Genomic DNA, 16,675 nt, shown 5'->3' with positions numbered 1-16,675 from the left:
CGGACCGATCAGGGGGACGGTCGGTCCGGGCCGGTGACCACGCGCCACTCCTCGTCGACCTCGAGCTCGACGAGGTCGGTGTCGCGGTGGCCACGGGACGTCCCGCCGACGATCCGCTCCAATGCGTCTCCCGGGGTGGCGGCGCCGAGCAGCACCAGGACGGTCTCCCCGCGGTGGAGGTCGGCGGCCTCCTGCAGGACCTCGCGCAGGGTCGAGGCCGCCCCCTGCCCCGGGACGCCGTCGTCGAGGTCCGGGCGGAGCTGCACGGGGCACCCCAGACGTACGGAGAGATCCCTGGCGACCGCCCGGGCCCCGGCCGAGGGGGCCGACCACACCGAGGCCACCCGTCGGTGCGCCAGCTGCGCGTACCAGTCCCGGACCACCTCGGCGGCCGACGCCTCCGCAACGGCACCGCAGGCCGCGACCAGCAGCGTGGCGGGACACTGGAGTGAGGACACCCCCACATCATGGCCCCTGCGGGTCGTGGGCGTCCCGCCACGGGCGGGTGCCCCGGCGGCCCAGTTCGGTCCTGTGGGGCCGACGGGGTAGGGTTGGCCCAGTGGTTCGCGCAACGGTCACCCCGTCCGCAGGTCCTGTCCGGACATGCGTCGGGTGCCGTGAGCGGGCCACGAAGAGTGAGTTGTTGCGCGTGGTGGCCGGTTCGGGCCCCGACGGTCGTGTGGTCGTCGTGCCGGATCCCACCGCCACCGCTCCGGGCCGAGGGGCATACCTGCACCCGACCGCCCGGTGCCATGAACTCGCCGTGCGCCGCCGGGCGTTCGGCCGGGCCCTGAGGGTCTCCGAGCACCTGGCCGGCGAGCTGGTGGGGGAACACCTCGCTCGGACCGATGATCAGTGAACCAACCGACCAGAAACTGGAGCAGCAGCTCATGAGCACTCGATGAGTACTTTCCGATGAGCCAGCACCACCACTAACGGTCCGACCCCACCGGGACTCGGGCCAGAAGGAGCAACGTTCTAACGTGGCCAAGACCCGAGTCCACGAACTCGCCAAGGAGTTCGGAGTCGAGAGCAAGTTCGTTCTCGAGAAGCTCAAGGAGATGGGGGAGTTCGTCAAGTCGGCATCGTCGACGGTCGAGCCCCCGGTCGAGATGCGCTTCAAGAAGCAGTTCGGCGACGAGCTGAAGAAGGCAGGCGCTGCGGCTCCTGCCGCCGAGAAGCCGGCGGAGCCGACCGCGGCCAAGCCGTCGGCCCCCAGGCCCGCCGCACCGAAGCCTGCGGCCCCCGAGGCCCCCGCGCCTGCCGCTGAGTCGACCGCTCCGGTCGCGCCGAAGCCGGGCCCCAAGGCTCCCAGGCCTGCGGCCGCCGAGGCGCCTGCGCAGGCAGAGCCGGCTGCACCGGAGGCCCCGTCGGCCCCCGCTGCCGCGGCCCCGAAGCCCGCGGGCCCCGGTCCCCGACCGTCGGCCGGCGCCCCGCGACCCGGCGGTGTCCCCAAGTCCCCGGCCCCCCGGCCGGTCGGCAAGCCGGGCGCCCCGCGCCCGGGCAACAACCCCTTCGCGCCGAGCCAGGGCATGGGACGTCGTCCCGCGGCCCCGCCGGCCAGCGGCGCCGGCGAGGAGAACCGCCCGCCGCGTCCCCCGTCGTCCCGTGACGGAGGCGCCCCCGGCGCCCGTCCCGGTGGCGGCATGCCGCGCCCCAACCCGGCGATGATGCCCAAGTCCCCGGCCGCCTTCGGCCGTGGTCCCGGTGGCGCCCCCGCCCGCGGTGGTGCGCCCGGTCGTCCCGGTCCCGGCGGTCGTCCGGGTGGTCCGGGTGGTCGTCCCGGCGCTGGCGCCGGTGCCGGCGCGGGTCGTCCCGGTGGCGGTCCCGGCGGCTTCGGTGGCGGCCCCGGCCGTCCCGGCGGCGGTGGTCGTCCCGGTCAGCGCGGCCAGACCCAGGGTGCCTTCGGGCGTCCCGGTGGTCCGTCGCGTCGCGGTCGCAAGTCGAAGCGCGCCCGTCGCCAGGAGTTCGAGGCCATGGAGGCCCCGACGATCGGCGGCGTGCGCGTCCGCAAGGGCAACGGCGAGACCGTTCGCCTGGCGCGGGGCGCGTCCCTGACCGACTTCGCCGAGAAGATCAACGTCGACGCGGCTGCCCTGGTGCAGATGCTCTTCTCGCTCGGCGAGATGGTGACCGCCACGCAGTCGGTCGGTGACGAGACGTTCGAGCTGCTCGGCGAGGAGCTCAACTACGTCGTCCAGATCGTCTCCCCGGAGGACGAGGACCGCGAGCTGCTCGAGTCGTTCGACCTCGAGTTCGGTGCCGACGAGGGCGACGAGGGCGACCTCGTGGTCCGCCCGCCGGTCGTCACGGTCATGGGTCACGTCGACCACGGAAAGACCAAGCTGCTCGACGCCCTGCGCAACGCCAACGTCGGCGCCAAGGAGGCCGGTGGCATCACGCAGCACATCGGTGCCTACCAGGTGCACACCGAGGTCGACGGCGAGGACCGTCGCATCACCTTCATCGACACCCCCGGTCACGAGGCCTTCACCGCCATGCGTGCGCGTGGTGCCCAGGCCACCGACATCGCGATCCTGGTGGTCGCGGCCGACGACGGCGTCATGCCGCAGACGGTCGAGGCGCTCAACCACGCCAAGGCCGCCGGTGTGCCGATCGTGGTCGCGGTGAACAAGATCGACAAGGAGGACGCCGACCCGACGAAGGTGCGCGGTCAGCTGACCGAGTACGGGCTGATCCCCGAGGAGTACGGCGGCGACGCGATGTTCGTCGACGTCTCGGCCAAGTCCGAGCTCAACCTCGACAAGCTGCTCGAGGCCGTCGTGCTCACCGCCGACGCGTCCTTGGACCTGCGGGCCAACCCCACGCAGGACGCCCAGGGTCTGGTCGTCGAGGCGCACCTCGACCGTGGACGCGGTCCGGTCGCCACGATCCTGGTCCAGCGCGGCACCCTGCGAGTGGGCGACTCGATCGTCGCCGGTCCGGCCTACGGTCGTGTCCGCGCGATGCTCGACGAGTTCGGCAACGAGATCGCGGAGGCCGACCCGTCGCGTCCCGCGATGGTCCTGGGTCTCAGCGCCGTGCCCGGTGCTGGCCAGAACTTCATCGTGGTCGAGGACGACCGCATGGCTCGCCAGATCGCCGAGAAGCGTGAGGCCCGTGAGCGTGCGGCCATGCAGGCCAAGCGTCGCGTCCGTCGCACGCTGGAGGACTTCATGGCCTCCATGGAGAAGGGCGAGAGCCAAGAGCTCAACCTCATCCTCAAGGGCGACGTGTCCGGCTCGGTCGAGGCCCTCGAGGACTCGCTGGCCCAGATCGACGTCGGCGACGAGGTCTCGATCCGCGTCATCGACCGCGGTGTCGGTGCCATCACCGAGACCAACGTCGACCTGGCTGCCGCCTCCGACGCCATCATCATCGGCTTCAACGTCCGCCCGCAGGGCAAGGCGGCGCAGATGGCCGACAAGGAAGGCGTGGAGATCCGGTACTACTCGGTCATCTACCAGGCCATCGAGGAGATCGAGGCAGCGCTCAAGGGCATGCTCAAGCCCGAGTACGAGGAAGTCACCCTCGGCCAGGCCGAGATCCGCGAGATCTTCCGTTCCTCCAAGACCGGAAACATCGCGGGTTGCATGGTCATCGACGGTGTCATCCGCCGCAACGCGAAGGTCCGGGTCATCCGCGACAAGAACGTGGTGGCCGACAACCTCGACCTCGCCTCGCTGCGCCGCGAGAAGGACGACGCCGCAGAGGTCCGTGAGGGCTTCGAGTGCGGCATGGTGCTGAAGAACTACCAGGACATCAAGATCGGCGATGTCGTGGAGTCCTTCGAGATGCGCGAGATCCCGCGCTCCTGACACCCCGTGAAGGAGTCGGCGCCGGCCTCAGGCTGGCGCCGACTCCCCATTTGCCCCGAGAGTAGGAACCATGACCAGTCCCCGAGTGCGCAAGATCGCCGACCGGATCCACGTGATCGTGGCCGAGATGCTCGAGCGTCGGATCAAGGACCCCCGCCTGGGGTTCGTGACCGTCACCGACGTCCGGGTCACCGGTGACACCCAGCAGGCCACCATCTTCTACACGGTGTTCGGTGAGGAGTCCTCGCTGGAGTCGTCGGCTGCTGCGCTCGAGTCCGCGAAGGGCCTCATCCGCTCGGAGGTCGGCAAGCAGCTCGGCACGCGCCACGTGCCCACCCTCGAGTTCATCCACGACGCCCTGCCGGAGACCGCCCGTCACCTCGACGAGGTGCTGGCGAAGGCGAAGGCCCAGGACGAGGCGGTCGCGGCCCAGCGGGTGGGTGCCGCCTACGCCTCCGACGAGGACCCCTACCGGAAGCCTCGGCCCGAGGACGACGACCTGACCGACGACGAGGCGGACGTCGAGGAGTGAGCAGCTCCGCGGCCCCCTCCGGGCTCGTCGTCGTCGACAAGCCCGGAGGGCTCACCTCGCACGCGGTGGTCGCGCGTGTCCGGCGTCTGGCCGGCACCCGCAAGGTCGGCCACGCCGGCACGCTCGACCCCATGGCCACCGGCGTCCTGGTGCTCGGCACCAACCGGGCCACCCGGCTCCTGGGCCACCTCATGCTGACCCGCAAGACCTACGAGGCGACCGCCGTGCTCGGTGTCGCCACGACGACCGACGACGCCGAGGGAGAGGTCACCGCGACCACGTCGGCGACCCACCTGTCCTCGGACGAGGTCCGCGAGGCCCTGGCGGCCTTCGTGGGCGAGATCGACCAGGTGCCCACGGCGGTCTCGGCGATCAAGGTCGACGGGAAGCGGGCGTACGCCCGGGTGCGCGACGGAGAAGAGGTCGTGCTGAAGCCGCGTCGGGTCACGATCGACTCCCTCGAGGTGCACCGGGTCGAGGCGGTGGGGGAGACCACCGAGGTCGACTTCACCGTGCGCTGCTCGAGCGGCACCTACATCCGCGCGATCGCCCGCGACCTGGGCGCTGTCCTGGGGGTGGGGGGCCACCTGAGCTCCCTGCGTCGCACGGCGGTGGGCGAGTTCGACCTCCGCCGGGCGCGCACCCTCGAGCAGCTCGAGGAGCACCTCGACGTGGTGCCGATCGAGGAGGCGGCGCGCGCGACGTTTCCCACCCTCGAGCTCACCGCGGACGACGCGGCCGCCGTGCGCTTCGGCCGGCGCCTCGACCTGGCCGTGACGGAGCTGACGGCCGTCTTCTCGCCGGAGGGCGACTTCCTGGCGCTCTACGAGCCCCACGACGGTGGCGCGAAGCCGGTGGCGGTCTTCGTCCAGTGAGTCGGCAACCGGAGGCCGACCGCCCGACGGACGGGGGCCGCGTGCACGCCGTCGCCAACAGGTGGCAGAGTTCTCGCGTGCACGTGTGGCGACAGTTCGACGAAGTGCCCCGGGACCTCGGGGCGACCGTGGTGAGCATCGGCAACTTCGACGGTGTCCACCGCGGACACCAGCACGTCCTGCGTCGGGCTCGGGCGCTGGCCGACGAGCTGGGCGTCGAGAAGCTCGTCGTGGTCACCTTCGACCCGCACCCGATCGCTGTCCTGCGGCCGGAGCACGCGCCCCCCACGCTGACCTCGATCGACACCAGGGTCGCGCTGCTCGCCGAGCACGGTGTCGACGCCGTGCTGGTGGTGCCGTTCGACCGTGAGATCGCGGCCTGGACCCCCGAGCAGTTCATCGACCGGGTGCTGACCACGCCACTGCGCAGCCGCGCCGTCGTGGTCGGGGCGAACTTCCGATTCGGCAACCGGGCCGCAGGCGACGTCGCCCTGCTGCGCGAGGCGGGCGTCGAGCGGGGCTTCGAGGTGGAGGGCGTGGCCCTCGACGGCGGACCGCAGGTCTGGTCCTCCACCTACGTGCGCCAGTGCTTGGCCACCGGAGACGTCGCCGGCGCGGCGGAGGCGCTCGGGCGACAGTTCACGGTGCGGGGGGCCGTCGTCCGCGGTGACCAGCGAGGTCGGGAGCTCGGTTATCCCACGGCCAACGTGCCCACCCCTGGCAACGAGGCCGCACCCGCTGACGGCGTCTACGCCGGCTGGCTCACCCGTCGCGACACGGGTCAGCGCTACCCGGCCGCCATCTCGGTGGGCACCAACCCCACCTTCGCCGGGGACCGCGAGCGACGCGTGGAGTCGTACGTCCTGGACCGTGACGACCTGGAGTTCTACGGGGTCGAGGTGGAGGTCGCCTTCGTCGACCGGATCCGCGGCATGGTGCGGTTCGACAGCGTCGAGGCGCTCGTCGAGACGATGCGCGACGACGTCGAGCGGGCTCGCGTCATCCTCGCGACCTGACTGGTTCGCCACCGACCTGCCCGGGGCGCCCGCGGCGGTGGACAACGACTGGGCGCGAGTCCGTCCCGGGAGTAGCGTGCGGGCCAGTGGCCGCCGAACGTGCGACCCTCCTTGAGGAGATCCCCATGGTGCGACGCCTCACTTCCTTCCTGCTCGGCGGTTGCCTGGTCGCGGGAGTCCTCTCCGCGCCGGTCGCGGCGACCGCCACCGTGCAGTCCGAGAGCGTCGCGCAGACCCCCCGCGCTGCGGTGGCCGGGGTGGTGCAGGAGCCCGCCGCGAAGCCGAAGCGCAAGCGCGTCCGTCGCGCCTACGGCAAGGCCCCGGTGCGCACCGTGCCGGGTCGCTCCTACGCCGTCGTCTTCAAGGGTCGGCGCGGCGACCTGGTGCGGATGGCGCCGATGGGTGCCGCGGGGCGTCACGGATGGTTCGGTCCCCGGCAGGTGCGCCTGGTCGGACCGGGAGGCAAGCGGATCGCTCCCGGCAAGGTCGGGTTCCATCGACTGCGCGCGAGCGGGACGTACCGGTTCCGGTTCACCGCCACCACGAAGCGCACGCACCTGGTCAAGGTGGTGGCCATCCAAGCGGCGCCCGACCGTCGCGTCACCCGGCGCGCCAAGCGCGGCATCCAGTACGCCCTCGACGTGCGGGTGCCCGAGACGGGCGCGCGCCTCGTCGCAGCGCAGGCGTTCGACCGCGCCGTGCTCGGCGGCCGACTTCTCGAGGAACCGCCCGAGCTCCGGTCCGGTGACGACGTGCTCCTGACTCCGGGAGCCCCGGTGCTGCTCGACCACCTGGAGTGGAGCGACGGCGCGGCCCGTTCCGGCCAACGGTTGCGGGCGCTCCGTCCCGTCGGCGCACGGTTGCGTGTCCGCAGTGACGACCTGCCCGTCCTCACGCCTGAGGTCGACGGGGCTCCGGTGTCGCTGCCCAGGTCGGCCGCTGGTGCTGTGGTGACCGTGACGGCTGACCGAGCAGCGGATCTTGCTGCTGGCCTCCTCGACGTGCGCCTGCCCGTGGAGTCAGGCTGGTCGGTGCTGGCGTTGGCGCCCCAGGGACAACTCGACAGCGGCGCGGGCCTGGCCCGCACGTCGCCGTCCGAGACGACCACGCTGGTCCTGCTCCCGGGGTGGACGAGGAACGACGACGACCAGGTGTCTCTGGCCTCCTTGGCGCTGCACCCGGAACGGGTGGAGCGAGACGGACCGTCCGTCACCGTTCCCGTGGCCGAGGACGGCAGGCGCGTCCTGGTGCCCGTGTCACCGGAGGAGGACGAGGAGCGATCGCGCGCCGCTCGTCTCGTCGTCTCGCGTGCTCCCGCAGGGGCGTGGCGAGCCGAGGCGGGGGTGCTCGTGACCCCGGTGTACCCGCGGGGATGCAACGGATGCGGCGAGAACGACACCGTGCGGCTGGAGAGCCTGGGGACGAGCGAGTGGCCGTTCATCAGTGCTGGCCGGGACGCCTGGGTACTTCTGACGGCGCTGGGCGAGGAGCGTACCGGCGAGTTCGACGTCGCCGTGGTGCGCGACCCTTCGTGAGGTGACGCTCCCGCGATTCGGTGTCGATTCGGTGGCGATTGGGTGACGCCCGGGCCGCGAGGTTAGTCTTGTCCGGTTGCCCACACGGGCAACACCTGCCGTACAACGGCCGCGGAACCAGAGTGCCCCGGTGAACAGGCCCGGGCGCGCCGCGCAACGAACCGAAGGGAGCCCCGCATGTCGATCGGAACTGACGCGGAGACCAAGAAGAAGATCATCGCCGAGTACGCCACGACCGAGGGTGACACCGGTTCGCCCGAGGTGCAGATCGCTCTGCTGAGCCACCGTATCTCGCACCTGACCGAGCACCTCAAGCAGCACAAGCACGACCACCACAGCCGTCGTGGTCTGCTGCTGCTCGTCGGCCAGCGCCGCCGTCTGCTCAACTACCTGCAGAAGACGGAGATCGAGCGCTACCGCTCGATCGTCGAGCGTCTCGGCCTCCGCCGCTGACGTTTCGCCTTGCCAGGCCACGCCCCTGACGTTGCTCAGTAGGTTGTGGCCTGGCTTTTGGCTATCCTGAGCCAAGCAGTACAACTGAACACACAAACCACCAGGAGTGACCCCGCATCGGCCCGGTCCTCGGTAGTGGCCTTCAGGAGACGTCACGTCTGCTGCGGGCCTCGATCGAAGACCGGCCCACGTCCCCGTCGGGGACCGGTCATCCGCGGGGGCTCCGCGTACAGAAAGGGCCCACCCACACAGTGGAACCCACCATCTCCGCCGTCGAGACCGTCCTCGACAACGGCAAGTTCGGCCAGCGCACCGTCAAGTTCGAGACCGGCCTGCTGGCCCGACAGGCCGCTGGCTCCGTCACCGCCTACCTGGACGACGAGACGATGCTGCTCTCGGCAACCACCGTCGGCAAGCAGCCGAAGGACCACTTCGACTTCTTCCCCCTCACGATCGACGTCGAGGAGCGCATGTACGCCGTGGGTCAGATCCCCGGCTCGTTCTTCCGTTCCGAGGGTCGCCCGGGCGAGGACGCCATCCTCACCTGCCGCCTGATCGACCGCCCGCTGCGCCCGACCTTCAAGAAGGGTCTGCGCAACGAGGTCCAGGTCGTCATCACCGTCATGGCGCTCGACCCCAACCAGCCCTACGACGTGCTGGCGATCAACGCCGCCTCCATGTCGACGCAGCTCTCCGGCCTGCCCTTCTCCGGTCCGGTCGGCGCCACCCGCGTCGCCCTGGTCGAGAACCAGTGGGTCGCCTTCCCGACGCACGCCCAGCTCGAGGACGCCGTCTTCGACATGGTCGTCGCCGGTCGGGTCACCGACACCGGTGACGTCGCGATCATGATGGTCGAGGCCGAGGCCACCGAGCGCACGATCGAGCTCGTCTCCGGTGGCGCGACCGCGCCGACCGAGGAGGTCGTGGCCAGCGGTCTCGAGGCCGCCAAGCCCTTCATCAAGCAGCTGGTCGAGGCTCAGGTGGAGCTGGCGAACGTCGCCGCGAAGCCCGTCCAGGAGTTCCCGATCTTCCTCGACTACGAGGACGACGCCTACGCCGCGGTCGAGGCCGCCGTCAAGGACGCCACCGCCGAGGCGCTCACCATCGCCGGCAAGCAGGAGCGCGAGGAGCGCCTCGACGAGATCAAGGCCGAGCTCCTCAGCAAGGTCGGCGCTGACTTCGAGGGCCGCGAGAAGGAGATCGGCGCGGCCTTCCGCTCGCTGAACAAGCAGCTGGTCCGCGAGCGCGTCCTGCGCGACAAGGTCCGCATCGACGGTCGCGGCCTGGCCGACATCCGGCCGCTGCACGCCGAGGTCGGCGTCGTCCCGCGGGTCCACGGCTCCTCGCTCTTCGAGCGTGGCGAGACCCAGATCCTGGGCGTCACCACTCTCGACATGCTCAAGATGGAGCAGCAGCTCGACACGCTCTCCCCGGAGAAGCACCGCCGCTACATGCACAAGTACGTCTTCGCCCCGTTCTCCACCGGTGAGACCGGCCGCGTCGGGTCGCCCAAGCGTCGCGAGGTCGGCCACGGTGCGCTCGCGCGCCGTGCCCTGCTGCCGGTGCTGCCGAGCCGCGAGGAGTTCCCCTACGCGATCCGGCAGCTCTCCGAGTGCATGGGTTCCAACGGCTCCACGTCCATGGGATCGGTCTGCGCCTCGACGCTCGCCCTGCTCGCCGCTGGTGTGCCGCTCAAGGCTCCGGTCGCCGGCATCGCGATGGGCCTGATCTCCGACCAGGTCGACGGTGAGACCCGCTACGTGGCCCTCACCGACATCCTCGGTGCCGAGGACGCCTTCGGCGACATGGACTTCAAGGTCGCCGGTACCCGCGACTTCGTCACCGCGCTCCAGCTCGACACCAAGCTCGACGGCATCCCCGCCGACGTGCTGGCCGCCGCGCTGACCCAGGCGCGCGACGCCCGTCACGCGATCCTGGACGTGATGAACGAGGCCATCGACGGCCCCGACGAGATGGCCGAGACCGCGCCGCGGATCATCACGGTCAAGGTGCCCGTCGACAAGATCGGCGAGGTCATCGGGCCCAAGGGCAAGGTCATCAACCAGCTGCAGGACGACACCGGCGCCTCGATCTCGATCGAGGACGACGGCACGGTCTACATCGGTGCCACCAGCGGTGCCGCCGCCGAGGCAGCCCGGTCGGCGATCAACGCGATCGCCAACCCGACCATGCCCGAGGTCGGCGAGCGCTACCTCGGCACCGTCGTGAAGACCACCAACTTCGGTGCGTTCGTCTCGCTGATGCCCGGCAAGGACGGCCTGCTGCACATCACGAAGCTGAAGGCCCTCAACGGCGGCAAGCGCATCGAGAACGTCGAGGACGTCGTCTCGGTGGGCCAGAAGATCCAGGTCGAGATCGGTGAGATCGACGACCGCGGCAAGCTCTCGCTGGTGCCGGTCGTGGAGACCGACGCCGCGGGCGAGGCTGCCGAGGGGTCCGACTCGGAGTGAGTTCCCTCGAGCACGAGTCGACCGGCCAGCAGGATTCTGCTGGCCGGTCGGCCGTTTCCAGCGCGGCCGACCAGCCGGTCGACGTCACCCGGACCCTCCAGACGGTCCACGACCCCGACGGCCGGGTGAGTGCCGTCGTGAAGCGTACGGTCCTGCCTGGTGGCTCCCGGGTCGTCACCGAGCAGATGGCGGGCGTGCGCTCGGCCAGCGTCGGCGTCTGGATCGCCGTCGGCTCACGCGACGAGAGCCCCGATGAGCACGGCTGCTCACACTTCCTCGAGCACCTGCTCTTCAAGGGCACGCAGGAGCGTTCAGCCATGGACATCTCGGTGGCCCTCGACGAGGTGGGTGGCGAGTTCAACGCCTTCACCGCGAAGGAGTACACCTGTTTCCACGCCCGGGTCCTGGACAGCGACATGGGCCTGGCCGTCGACGTCATCGGCGACATGATGACCAGCTCGGTGATCTCCGACGACGACGTGGAGGCCGAGCGCGAGGTGATCCTCGACGAGATCGCCATGCACGACGACGACCCCGACGACGTGGTGCACAACCTCTTCGCGGCCCAGGCGTGGGGCGACTCGCCCCTGGGCAGGCCCATCGCCGGCACCCAGGAGTCGATCGCCGCGCTGACCCGCGAGCGGATCGTCGACTTCCACCGGCGCCACTACCGTCCGGCCTCGATGGTGCTGACGGTCGCCGGGAACGTGGATCACGACGAGGTGGTCGCGGCTGCTCGTCGAGCCTTCGGGCGCAACGGGTTCCTCACCGGTGAGGAGCCACCGGTGCGGGCCACGGTGACCGCGCACGCGCAGGCGGTGACGCCCGGTCACGCGCACGTCTCGCGGCCCCTCGAGCAGGTCAACCTGGTGCTCGGGATGCAGGGCCTGACGCGCAACGACCCCCGCCGGTTCGTGCTGGGGGTGCTCACCACGGTGCTGGGCGGCGGGACGTCGTCGCGGCTCTTCCAGGAGGTCAGGGAGAAGCGGGGTCTGGCCTACTCGGTCTACGCGTTCGCCTCCCACCACGACGTGGCCGGTCTCGTCGGGGTGGGCGTGGGTTGCCTGCCCGCCAAGGTCGACGACACCCTCGCCGTGGTGCGTGCCGAGCTGCAGCGTCTGACCGAGCAGGGGATCAGCGCCGAGGAGCTCGTGCGTGGCCAGGGACAGCTGCGAGGTGGGCTGGTGCTGGGCATGGAGGACAGCGGCGCGCGCATGTCGCGCCTCGGGAAGGCTGAGCTCGTCTACGACGAGCTGTTGAGCATGGACGACGTGGTCTCCCGCATCGACGCCGTCCGGCTCGAGGAGGTCAACGCCCTGGCTGCCGAGCTGTTCTCGGCTCCAGAGGTCCTGGCCACCGTGGGGCCCTGAGGCTCACAGCAGGCGCAGGGCCAGTCCGGCGCAGGCGCAGGCCCACAGGACGCTCACGAAGGTGCCGATGAGGAAGCGCTCGGCGATGCCCGGGCGCTCCTCGTGGCGCAGCTCGGGATAGCGGCCCAGGCCCTTGATGGCCAAGGTCAGGGCAAGGCCCTCCGGCCACCCGCTGGCCAGTGAGGCGAAGACGGCCACCCGCTCCAGGGCGCCGATCCAGGCACCTCCGCGGAGCACCTCGGCGGCGCGACGGACCGAGCCGGTACGCGGCGCGCCGGGGCCGTCGACCAGGCGGAAGGTCGCGGCGGTGACGGGGCCGCCGCCGGCGACGGCCAGGACGGCCAGGGCCACCACCAGCGCCGCGGTGGTGGCCTCGCCCGGCGTCGACCGGGCCACCGCCTCCACCGGCAGGACGGCGGCGAGCGTGCTGCCGATGACGAGCGCGGCGACGAACCGGTTGCCGTGGAGGCGCCACCCGAGCGCGGCGGCCAGCAGGGCGAGGCCCAGCAGGGAGCTGGCCAGGACGGTGGTGCCGGTCATCGGTCCTCCAGGCAGAGCGTGGCGAGTGCGGTGACGAGCTCCCGGGCGCGGAGCTCCTCGGCGAGCGCGGCGGCCGAGGCGCGTTGGCTCACCGCCGACTGGCTGACGCCCAGGGTCGCAGCGACCCGCTCGTGGGTGAGGCCTTGGGCCAGCAGGTCGACGACCTGCCACCCCTTCTCCGACCGACGGTCGAGGAGGTCGTGCCACAACCACAGCGCCGACTCCAGGTGGCGGCACCAGGCGGCGTCGCCCTCGACGGCGACGTGGTGCGCGGACGTACGCGCCCGTTCGACGGCGCGCCGTGCGTCGACGTAGGCGGGTCCTCGCCCGGCGCGGGTGGAGGGTGGCAGAGGGGTCTCGGTGCGACCGACGCCCACGCCGACGTGCCAGCGACCGTCGCGCATCAGCAGGAGCAGGGCCTCGGTCAGCGCCGCGGGGGAGTCCAGCAGGCCCTGGAACTCGTCGCCTGCGGTGCGCTCCCACGACCGGAGCGTGGGCACGTGGTCGAGCAGTCCGAGTGCCTGGGGCACCGCGTCGGTGCTGGTGCGGCTGGAACGCTGGTCGGCCGTCAGCACCAGCGCGCGAAGGTGTGGCTCGGTCTGCGGGGCGTTCATACGGCGACCATAAGGATTGAACCTTATGAGGTCAATCAATCAGGTTGCAGACTTCATTTCTTGCCGATCAGTCCGATGACTGCGGGAGCCTTGTTCTCGACGATCGACACCCGGAAGCCACCGTCGACGAGGGCCTGCGAGGCCTTCTTGACGATGTTCGGCACCAGCTCGGGCCGGTTCGCCTCGTAGAAGAGGTGCACGGCACCTCCGGGCACCACTCGTTCGTGCAGCAGGGCGACCTCGTCGGCGCACTCGCGCACCCAGAAGAGGTTGACGTTGAAGGCGAAGACCTTGGTCAGCCGCTTGACCGGCACCCGCAGCGTCGCCAGGTCGATCTGGCGCACCGTGAGGCGCCCCGCCTCGACGTGCTGGGCGTTGCGTCGCTTGGTGCGGTCGACGCCGGACTCGGAGCGGTCGATGGCGAAGAGCTTCCCGGTCTGGAGGCGGGCGCAGATGAGCTCGGCGCCGGCACCGTTGCCACACCCGATCTCCAGCACCTGGTCGTGGGGCTGCACGTCCATCACGTCCACCGCCCACTTCAGTCGGGGCGGAATCGTCTGCATGGCCATGGGTACAGCCTGCCACTACCGGGGGACCGCGTCAGGCACCGCCACCGGCTGTCCTGCGCCCGAGACGCTAGGTTAGGCGCGTGAGTACGACGAATTCCCCCCTCCGTGTCGCGGTCCTCGGCAGCCGGGGCAAGGTGGGTCGCGAGATCTGCCGGGCGGTCGAGGCCGCCTCCGACATGGAGCTGGTCGCCTCCGTCGACGCGGGTGACGCGATCGAGGCCCTCCTCGAGGCGAACGCCCAGGCGGTGGTCGACTTCACGCATCCCGACGTGGTCATGGACAACCTCGACTTCTGCGTCCGGCACGGGATCCACGCCGTGGTCGGGACCACCGGCTTCGACGACGAGCGCCTCGCCACGCTGCGGGGGTGGCTCGAGGCATCGCCCGCGACCGGCGTCCTCATCGCCCCCAACTTCTCGATCGGCGCGGTGCTGATGATGCGGTTCGCCGCCCAGGCCGCTCCCTTCTTCGACTCCGTCGAGATCGTCGAGCTGCACCACCCGACGAAGGCCGACGCCCCCTCCGGCACGGCCCGCCGGACGGCCGAGCTCGTCGCCGAGGCGCGACGGACGGCAGGCTCCGCCCCGATGCCCGACGCGACCTCCACGGCACTCGACGGTGCGCGTGGGGCCGACGTCGACGGGGTGCCGGTCCACTCGGTGCGGGTCCGCGGGCTCGTCGCTCACCAGGAGGTCATCCTGGGCGAGCTGGGTGAGACCCTGACGATCCGGCACGACTCCCTGGACCGCGCCGGCTTCGGGCCGGGGGTCCTGGCCGGGCTGCGAGCGATCGACGACCACCCGGGGCTGACCGTGGGGCTGGAGCACTTCCTCGACCTGCCCTGACTCACGGGGCGCACGGGCCCCGCGGCTTGGCCGGTCAGGCCAGCCGCACCAGGGCGGCGACCAGCGCGGCCCCGAAGACCACCACCAGGAACGGGGCCCGGAGCACGAGCGCCACGGCGGCGAAGGCCAGGCCCGCTGCCCGCGCGTCGAGCGTCAGGGCCTTCTCGAGGGTGAAGACCTGCACCGCGATCAGCGCCGCGAGCAGGGTGATCGGCACGAGGTCCGCCACCCGACGGACGAGCGGGCGCTCGAGCGTGGCAGCCGGCAGGGAGAGGCCCGCCCACTTCAGGGCGTAGCACCCGAGGCCCGCCACCACGATCGCGGCCCAGGTCACGGCAGGCTCCCGGGTCCGTCGCCACGTCGCGCCCGGTCGAGGAGGCCCGCCAGGAGTGCCACCCCGCCTGCGGCGAGCACCGGGATCCCGGCCCCGGTGACGGTGGCGAGCGCCAGTGCCACGGCGGCGGCCGCGAGCGCGACCACCTGGTTGTCGCGACTGGCGAGCCGGGGCCACAGCAGCGCCAGGAAGGCCGCGCCGACGGCGGCGTCGAGACCGTACGTCCGTGGGTCGCCGATCCGGTCGCCGGCGACCGCGCCGAGCAGGGTGGCAAGGTTCCAGAGGAGGAAGATCGCCACGCCGGTGTGCAGGAAACCCGCCCGGGCAGCCGCCCGCGTGGCGCGGGTCGCCGCCATGGCTGTCGACTCGTCGATGACCAGGTGGGCGGCCCCTGCTCGGCGCAGTGAGCGCCATCCCAGGAGCGGCGCCAGGGTGAGGCCGTAGAGCGTGTTGCGGGTGCCCAGAAGGGCTGCCGTCATCGCCCCCGACCACGGGCTGCCTCCGGCCGCCAGGACGCCGACGAAGGCGAACTGGGAGGCGCCGGTGAACATGAGCAGGGAGAGGACGCAGGCCTGGGCCACCGACAGTCCGGTGGCCACCGAGATGGCGCCGAAGGAGACACCGTAGAGCCCGGTGGCGAGGCCGACGCCCCAGGAGTCCCGCACGATCGCGGCGCGAGCTGCAGGGGAGAGCGGCTGTTCGGGTGCGGGATCGGGGGCGTGACCGCGTGAGTTGTTCAGTGTTCTGGGGACCTGGTTCGAGGACTGTGCGTGACCCGCAGGGTCTGCTGGTCAGTGCTGGGGGGAGTGAGGGGGGTGTTCGCCGGACACCGAGGGTGTGTCGTGCCGCGGGGCGTGGGTGAGGAGCCAGGCGAGCGGCACCCCGGCGGCAAGGCCCAGGGTCAAACCGGCCTGGGCGAGGATCGGGACGTCGGGGTTGGCGCCGAGCCACAACCCCAGGACCACGCAGGCCCCCAGGACCAGGGCAGCGATCGAACGGCGGTACCGCTTGGGAAGCACTCCCAGCATGTCGATCTCATCCTCCCTCAGGACCCGCACGTGACGCGGGTCACCTCCATCCTGCCTGCTGCCGGGGAAAAATCAAGAACCGTCGGTCAGCCGATCGCCGTGTGGAGCCTGACCTGTCGCACGCCGCTCTCGGCGTCCTCGTCGAGGGCCAGCTCGCGGTGCGCACCGTCGGCCGCCCAGCCGGCCGACTCCAGGAACCCGCGCAGGGCGTCGTCGCGACTGTGCACCCAGGTCACCGCCGTGGTGAAGCCGTCAGCCGCCAGCGTGTCGACCGCGGCCTGCAGCAGCCTGGAGCCGTGCCCACGGCCGTGCACGTCGGGCGCGAGGGTCAGCTCCGCCATCTCGCCCACGGCGATGGGGTCGCAGTCGGGGTCCTCGGCCGGTGACGTCAGCACGAAGCCCACGACGGTGTTGCGTTCGAGCGCCACCAACGCCCGGCGCCGTGCGTCACCGGGGGAGGCGAGCGCCTGCTGCCAGGCCGGTGCCACGTCAGCGGGATCGGTGGGCAGGTGCTCGGCCGGCACCACGTCGGACAGCGAGGCGCGCCAGGCGCGGACCTGGGTGGCAGCGATCGCGGGGGCGTCGTCGGCCCAGGCGATGCGGACCGAGACGTCGGCGGTGGGGAGAGTCATGGCTCCATCCTGCCCGCCGGGGCCGACGACCGCCGCGGGGGTC

Annotated in this window: 18 protein-coding genes; 10 read left to right on the top strand and 8 right to left on the bottom strand. The window is 71.5% G+C overall.

Annotation, left to right across the window (positions count from 1 at the left end; all coding sequences use genetic code 11):
• Window positions 1-8: 8 nt before the first annotated feature.
• The gene (locus IEQ44_RS17790) at window positions 9-458 is read right to left on the bottom strand and encodes a hypothetical protein (protein WP_227486659.1); all 450 of its coding nucleotides are present in this window, start codon (window positions 456-458) and stop codon (window positions 9-11) included.
• A 101-nt stretch (window positions 459-559) separates the two neighbouring features.
• Between IEQ44_RS17790 and IEQ44_RS17785 the strand changes: the two genes are divergently transcribed.
• The 9 genes from IEQ44_RS17785 (at window position 560) to IEQ44_RS01485 (ending at window position 12,070) form a co-directional block, all read left to right on the top strand.
• Window positions 560-859 (top strand): YlxR family protein, encoded by a 300-nt coding sequence (locus IEQ44_RS17785; protein ID WP_319804415.1) that lies wholly within the window; start codon window positions 560-562, stop codon window positions 857-859.
• Window positions 860-983: 124 nt separating this feature from the next.
• Window positions 984-3,818 (top strand): translation initiation factor IF-2, encoded by a 2,835-nt coding sequence (gene infB, locus IEQ44_RS01520; RefSeq protein WP_193636639.1) that lies wholly within the window; start codon window positions 984-986, stop codon window positions 3,816-3,818.
• A 70-nt stretch (window positions 3,819-3,888) separates the two neighbouring features.
• Window positions 3,889-4,350, top strand: a complete 462-nt coding sequence (gene rbfA / locus IEQ44_RS01515) for a 30S ribosome-binding factor RbfA (RefSeq protein WP_193636638.1) — start codon at window positions 3,889-3,891, stop codon at window positions 4,348-4,350.
• Window positions 4,347-5,225, top strand: a complete 879-nt coding sequence (truB, locus tag IEQ44_RS01510; RefSeq protein ID WP_193636637.1) for a tRNA pseudouridine(55) synthase TruB — start codon at window positions 4,347-4,349, stop codon at window positions 5,223-5,225. Before rbfA ends, truB begins: the two co-directional genes overlap by 4 nt.
• Window positions 5,226-5,302: 77 nt before the next feature.
• Complete coding sequence (locus IEQ44_RS01505) at window positions 5,303-6,241, top strand: bifunctional riboflavin kinase/FAD synthetase (RefSeq protein ID WP_193636744.1); 939 nt, start codon at window positions 5,303-5,305, stop codon at window positions 6,239-6,241.
• A gap of 86 nt (window positions 6,242-6,327) precedes the next feature.
• Window positions 6,328-7,776, top strand: a complete 1,449-nt coding sequence (locus IEQ44_RS01500) for a hypothetical protein (protein WP_193636636.1) — start codon at window positions 6,328-6,330, stop codon at window positions 7,774-7,776.
• A gap of 177 nt (window positions 7,777-7,953) precedes the next feature.
• Entirely contained in the window at window positions 7,954-8,229 is a 276-nt protein-coding gene (gene rpsO, locus IEQ44_RS01495; protein WP_116572135.1) for a 30S ribosomal protein S15, read from the top strand.
• 251 nt (window positions 8,230-8,480) lie between these two features.
• The gene (locus IEQ44_RS01490; RefSeq protein ID WP_193636635.1) at window positions 8,481-10,700 is read left to right on the top strand and encodes a polyribonucleotide nucleotidyltransferase; all 2,220 of its coding nucleotides are present in this window, start codon (window positions 8,481-8,483) and stop codon (window positions 10,698-10,700) included.
• Window positions 10,697-12,070, top strand: a complete 1,374-nt coding sequence (locus IEQ44_RS01485; protein WP_193636634.1) for a M16 family metallopeptidase — start codon at window positions 10,697-10,699, stop codon at window positions 12,068-12,070. Before IEQ44_RS01490 ends, IEQ44_RS01485 begins: the two co-directional genes overlap by 4 nt.
• A gap of 3 nt (window positions 12,071-12,073) precedes the next feature.
• On the opposite strand, the gene IEQ44_RS01480 is transcribed toward IEQ44_RS01485, so the two are convergent.
• From IEQ44_RS01480 to IEQ44_RS01470, 3 genes are read right to left on the bottom strand one after another with little or no spacing between them, the layout of a single operon-like run.
• Window positions 12,074-12,610 carry a hypothetical protein gene (locus IEQ44_RS01480; protein ID WP_193636633.1) on the bottom strand — a complete coding sequence of 179 codons (537 nt, stop codon included), beginning with the start codon at window positions 12,608-12,610 and terminating at the stop codon, window positions 12,074-12,076.
• Window positions 12,607-13,224, bottom strand: a complete 618-nt coding sequence (locus tag IEQ44_RS01475) for a transposase (RefSeq protein ID WP_193636632.1) — start codon at window positions 13,222-13,224, stop codon at window positions 12,607-12,609. Before IEQ44_RS01475 ends, IEQ44_RS01480 begins: the two co-directional genes overlap by 4 nt.
• 53 nt (window positions 13,225-13,277) lie before the next feature.
• Window positions 13,278-13,793: a class I SAM-dependent methyltransferase gene (locus IEQ44_RS01470; protein ID WP_193636631.1), complete on the bottom strand. Its 516-nt coding sequence runs from the start codon at window positions 13,791-13,793 to the stop codon at window positions 13,278-13,280.
• Window positions 13,794-13,873: 80 nt separating this feature from the next.
• Between IEQ44_RS01470 and dapB the strand changes: the two genes are divergently transcribed.
• Window positions 13,874-14,638, top strand: coding sequence for a 4-hydroxy-tetrahydrodipicolinate reductase (gene dapB / locus IEQ44_RS01465; RefSeq protein WP_193636630.1), 765 nt, complete (start codon window positions 13,874-13,876; stop codon window positions 14,636-14,638).
• A 34-nt stretch (window positions 14,639-14,672) separates the two neighbouring features.
• On the opposite strand, the gene IEQ44_RS16685 is transcribed toward dapB, so the two are convergent.
• The 4 genes from IEQ44_RS16685 to IEQ44_RS01450 all read right to left on the bottom strand — a co-directional run bounded on the left by IEQ44_RS16685 (window position 14,673) and on the right by IEQ44_RS01450 (window position 16,632).
• Window positions 14,673-14,972 (bottom strand): AzlD domain-containing protein, encoded by a 300-nt coding sequence (locus IEQ44_RS16685; RefSeq protein ID WP_319804414.1) that lies wholly within the window; start codon window positions 14,970-14,972, stop codon window positions 14,673-14,675.
• The gene (locus tag IEQ44_RS16680) at window positions 14,969-15,637 is read right to left on the bottom strand and encodes an AzlC family ABC transporter permease (RefSeq protein WP_319804413.1); all 669 of its coding nucleotides are present in this window, start codon (window positions 15,635-15,637) and stop codon (window positions 14,969-14,971) included. The genes IEQ44_RS16685 and IEQ44_RS16680 overlap by 4 nt, the downstream gene beginning before the upstream one ends.
• Before the next feature lie 126 nt (window positions 15,638-15,763).
• Entirely contained in the window at window positions 15,764-16,000 is a 237-nt protein-coding gene (locus tag IEQ44_RS01455; RefSeq protein ID WP_227486658.1) for a hypothetical protein, read from the bottom strand.
• 86 nt (window positions 16,001-16,086) lie between these two features.
• Window positions 16,087-16,632 carry a GNAT family N-acetyltransferase gene (locus IEQ44_RS01450; protein WP_193636627.1) on the bottom strand — a complete coding sequence of 182 codons (546 nt, stop codon included), beginning with the start codon at window positions 16,630-16,632 and terminating at the stop codon, window positions 16,087-16,089.
• Between the last annotated feature and the right edge of the window lie 43 nt (window positions 16,633-16,675).

The sequence above is a fragment of the Nocardioides malaquae genome, assembly GCF_015070385.1.
Lineage (GTDB): Bacteria > Actinomycetota > Actinomycetes > Propionibacteriales > Nocardioidaceae > Nocardioides > Nocardioides malaquae.
This window is presented reverse-complemented; position numbering and strand designations above follow the sequence as displayed.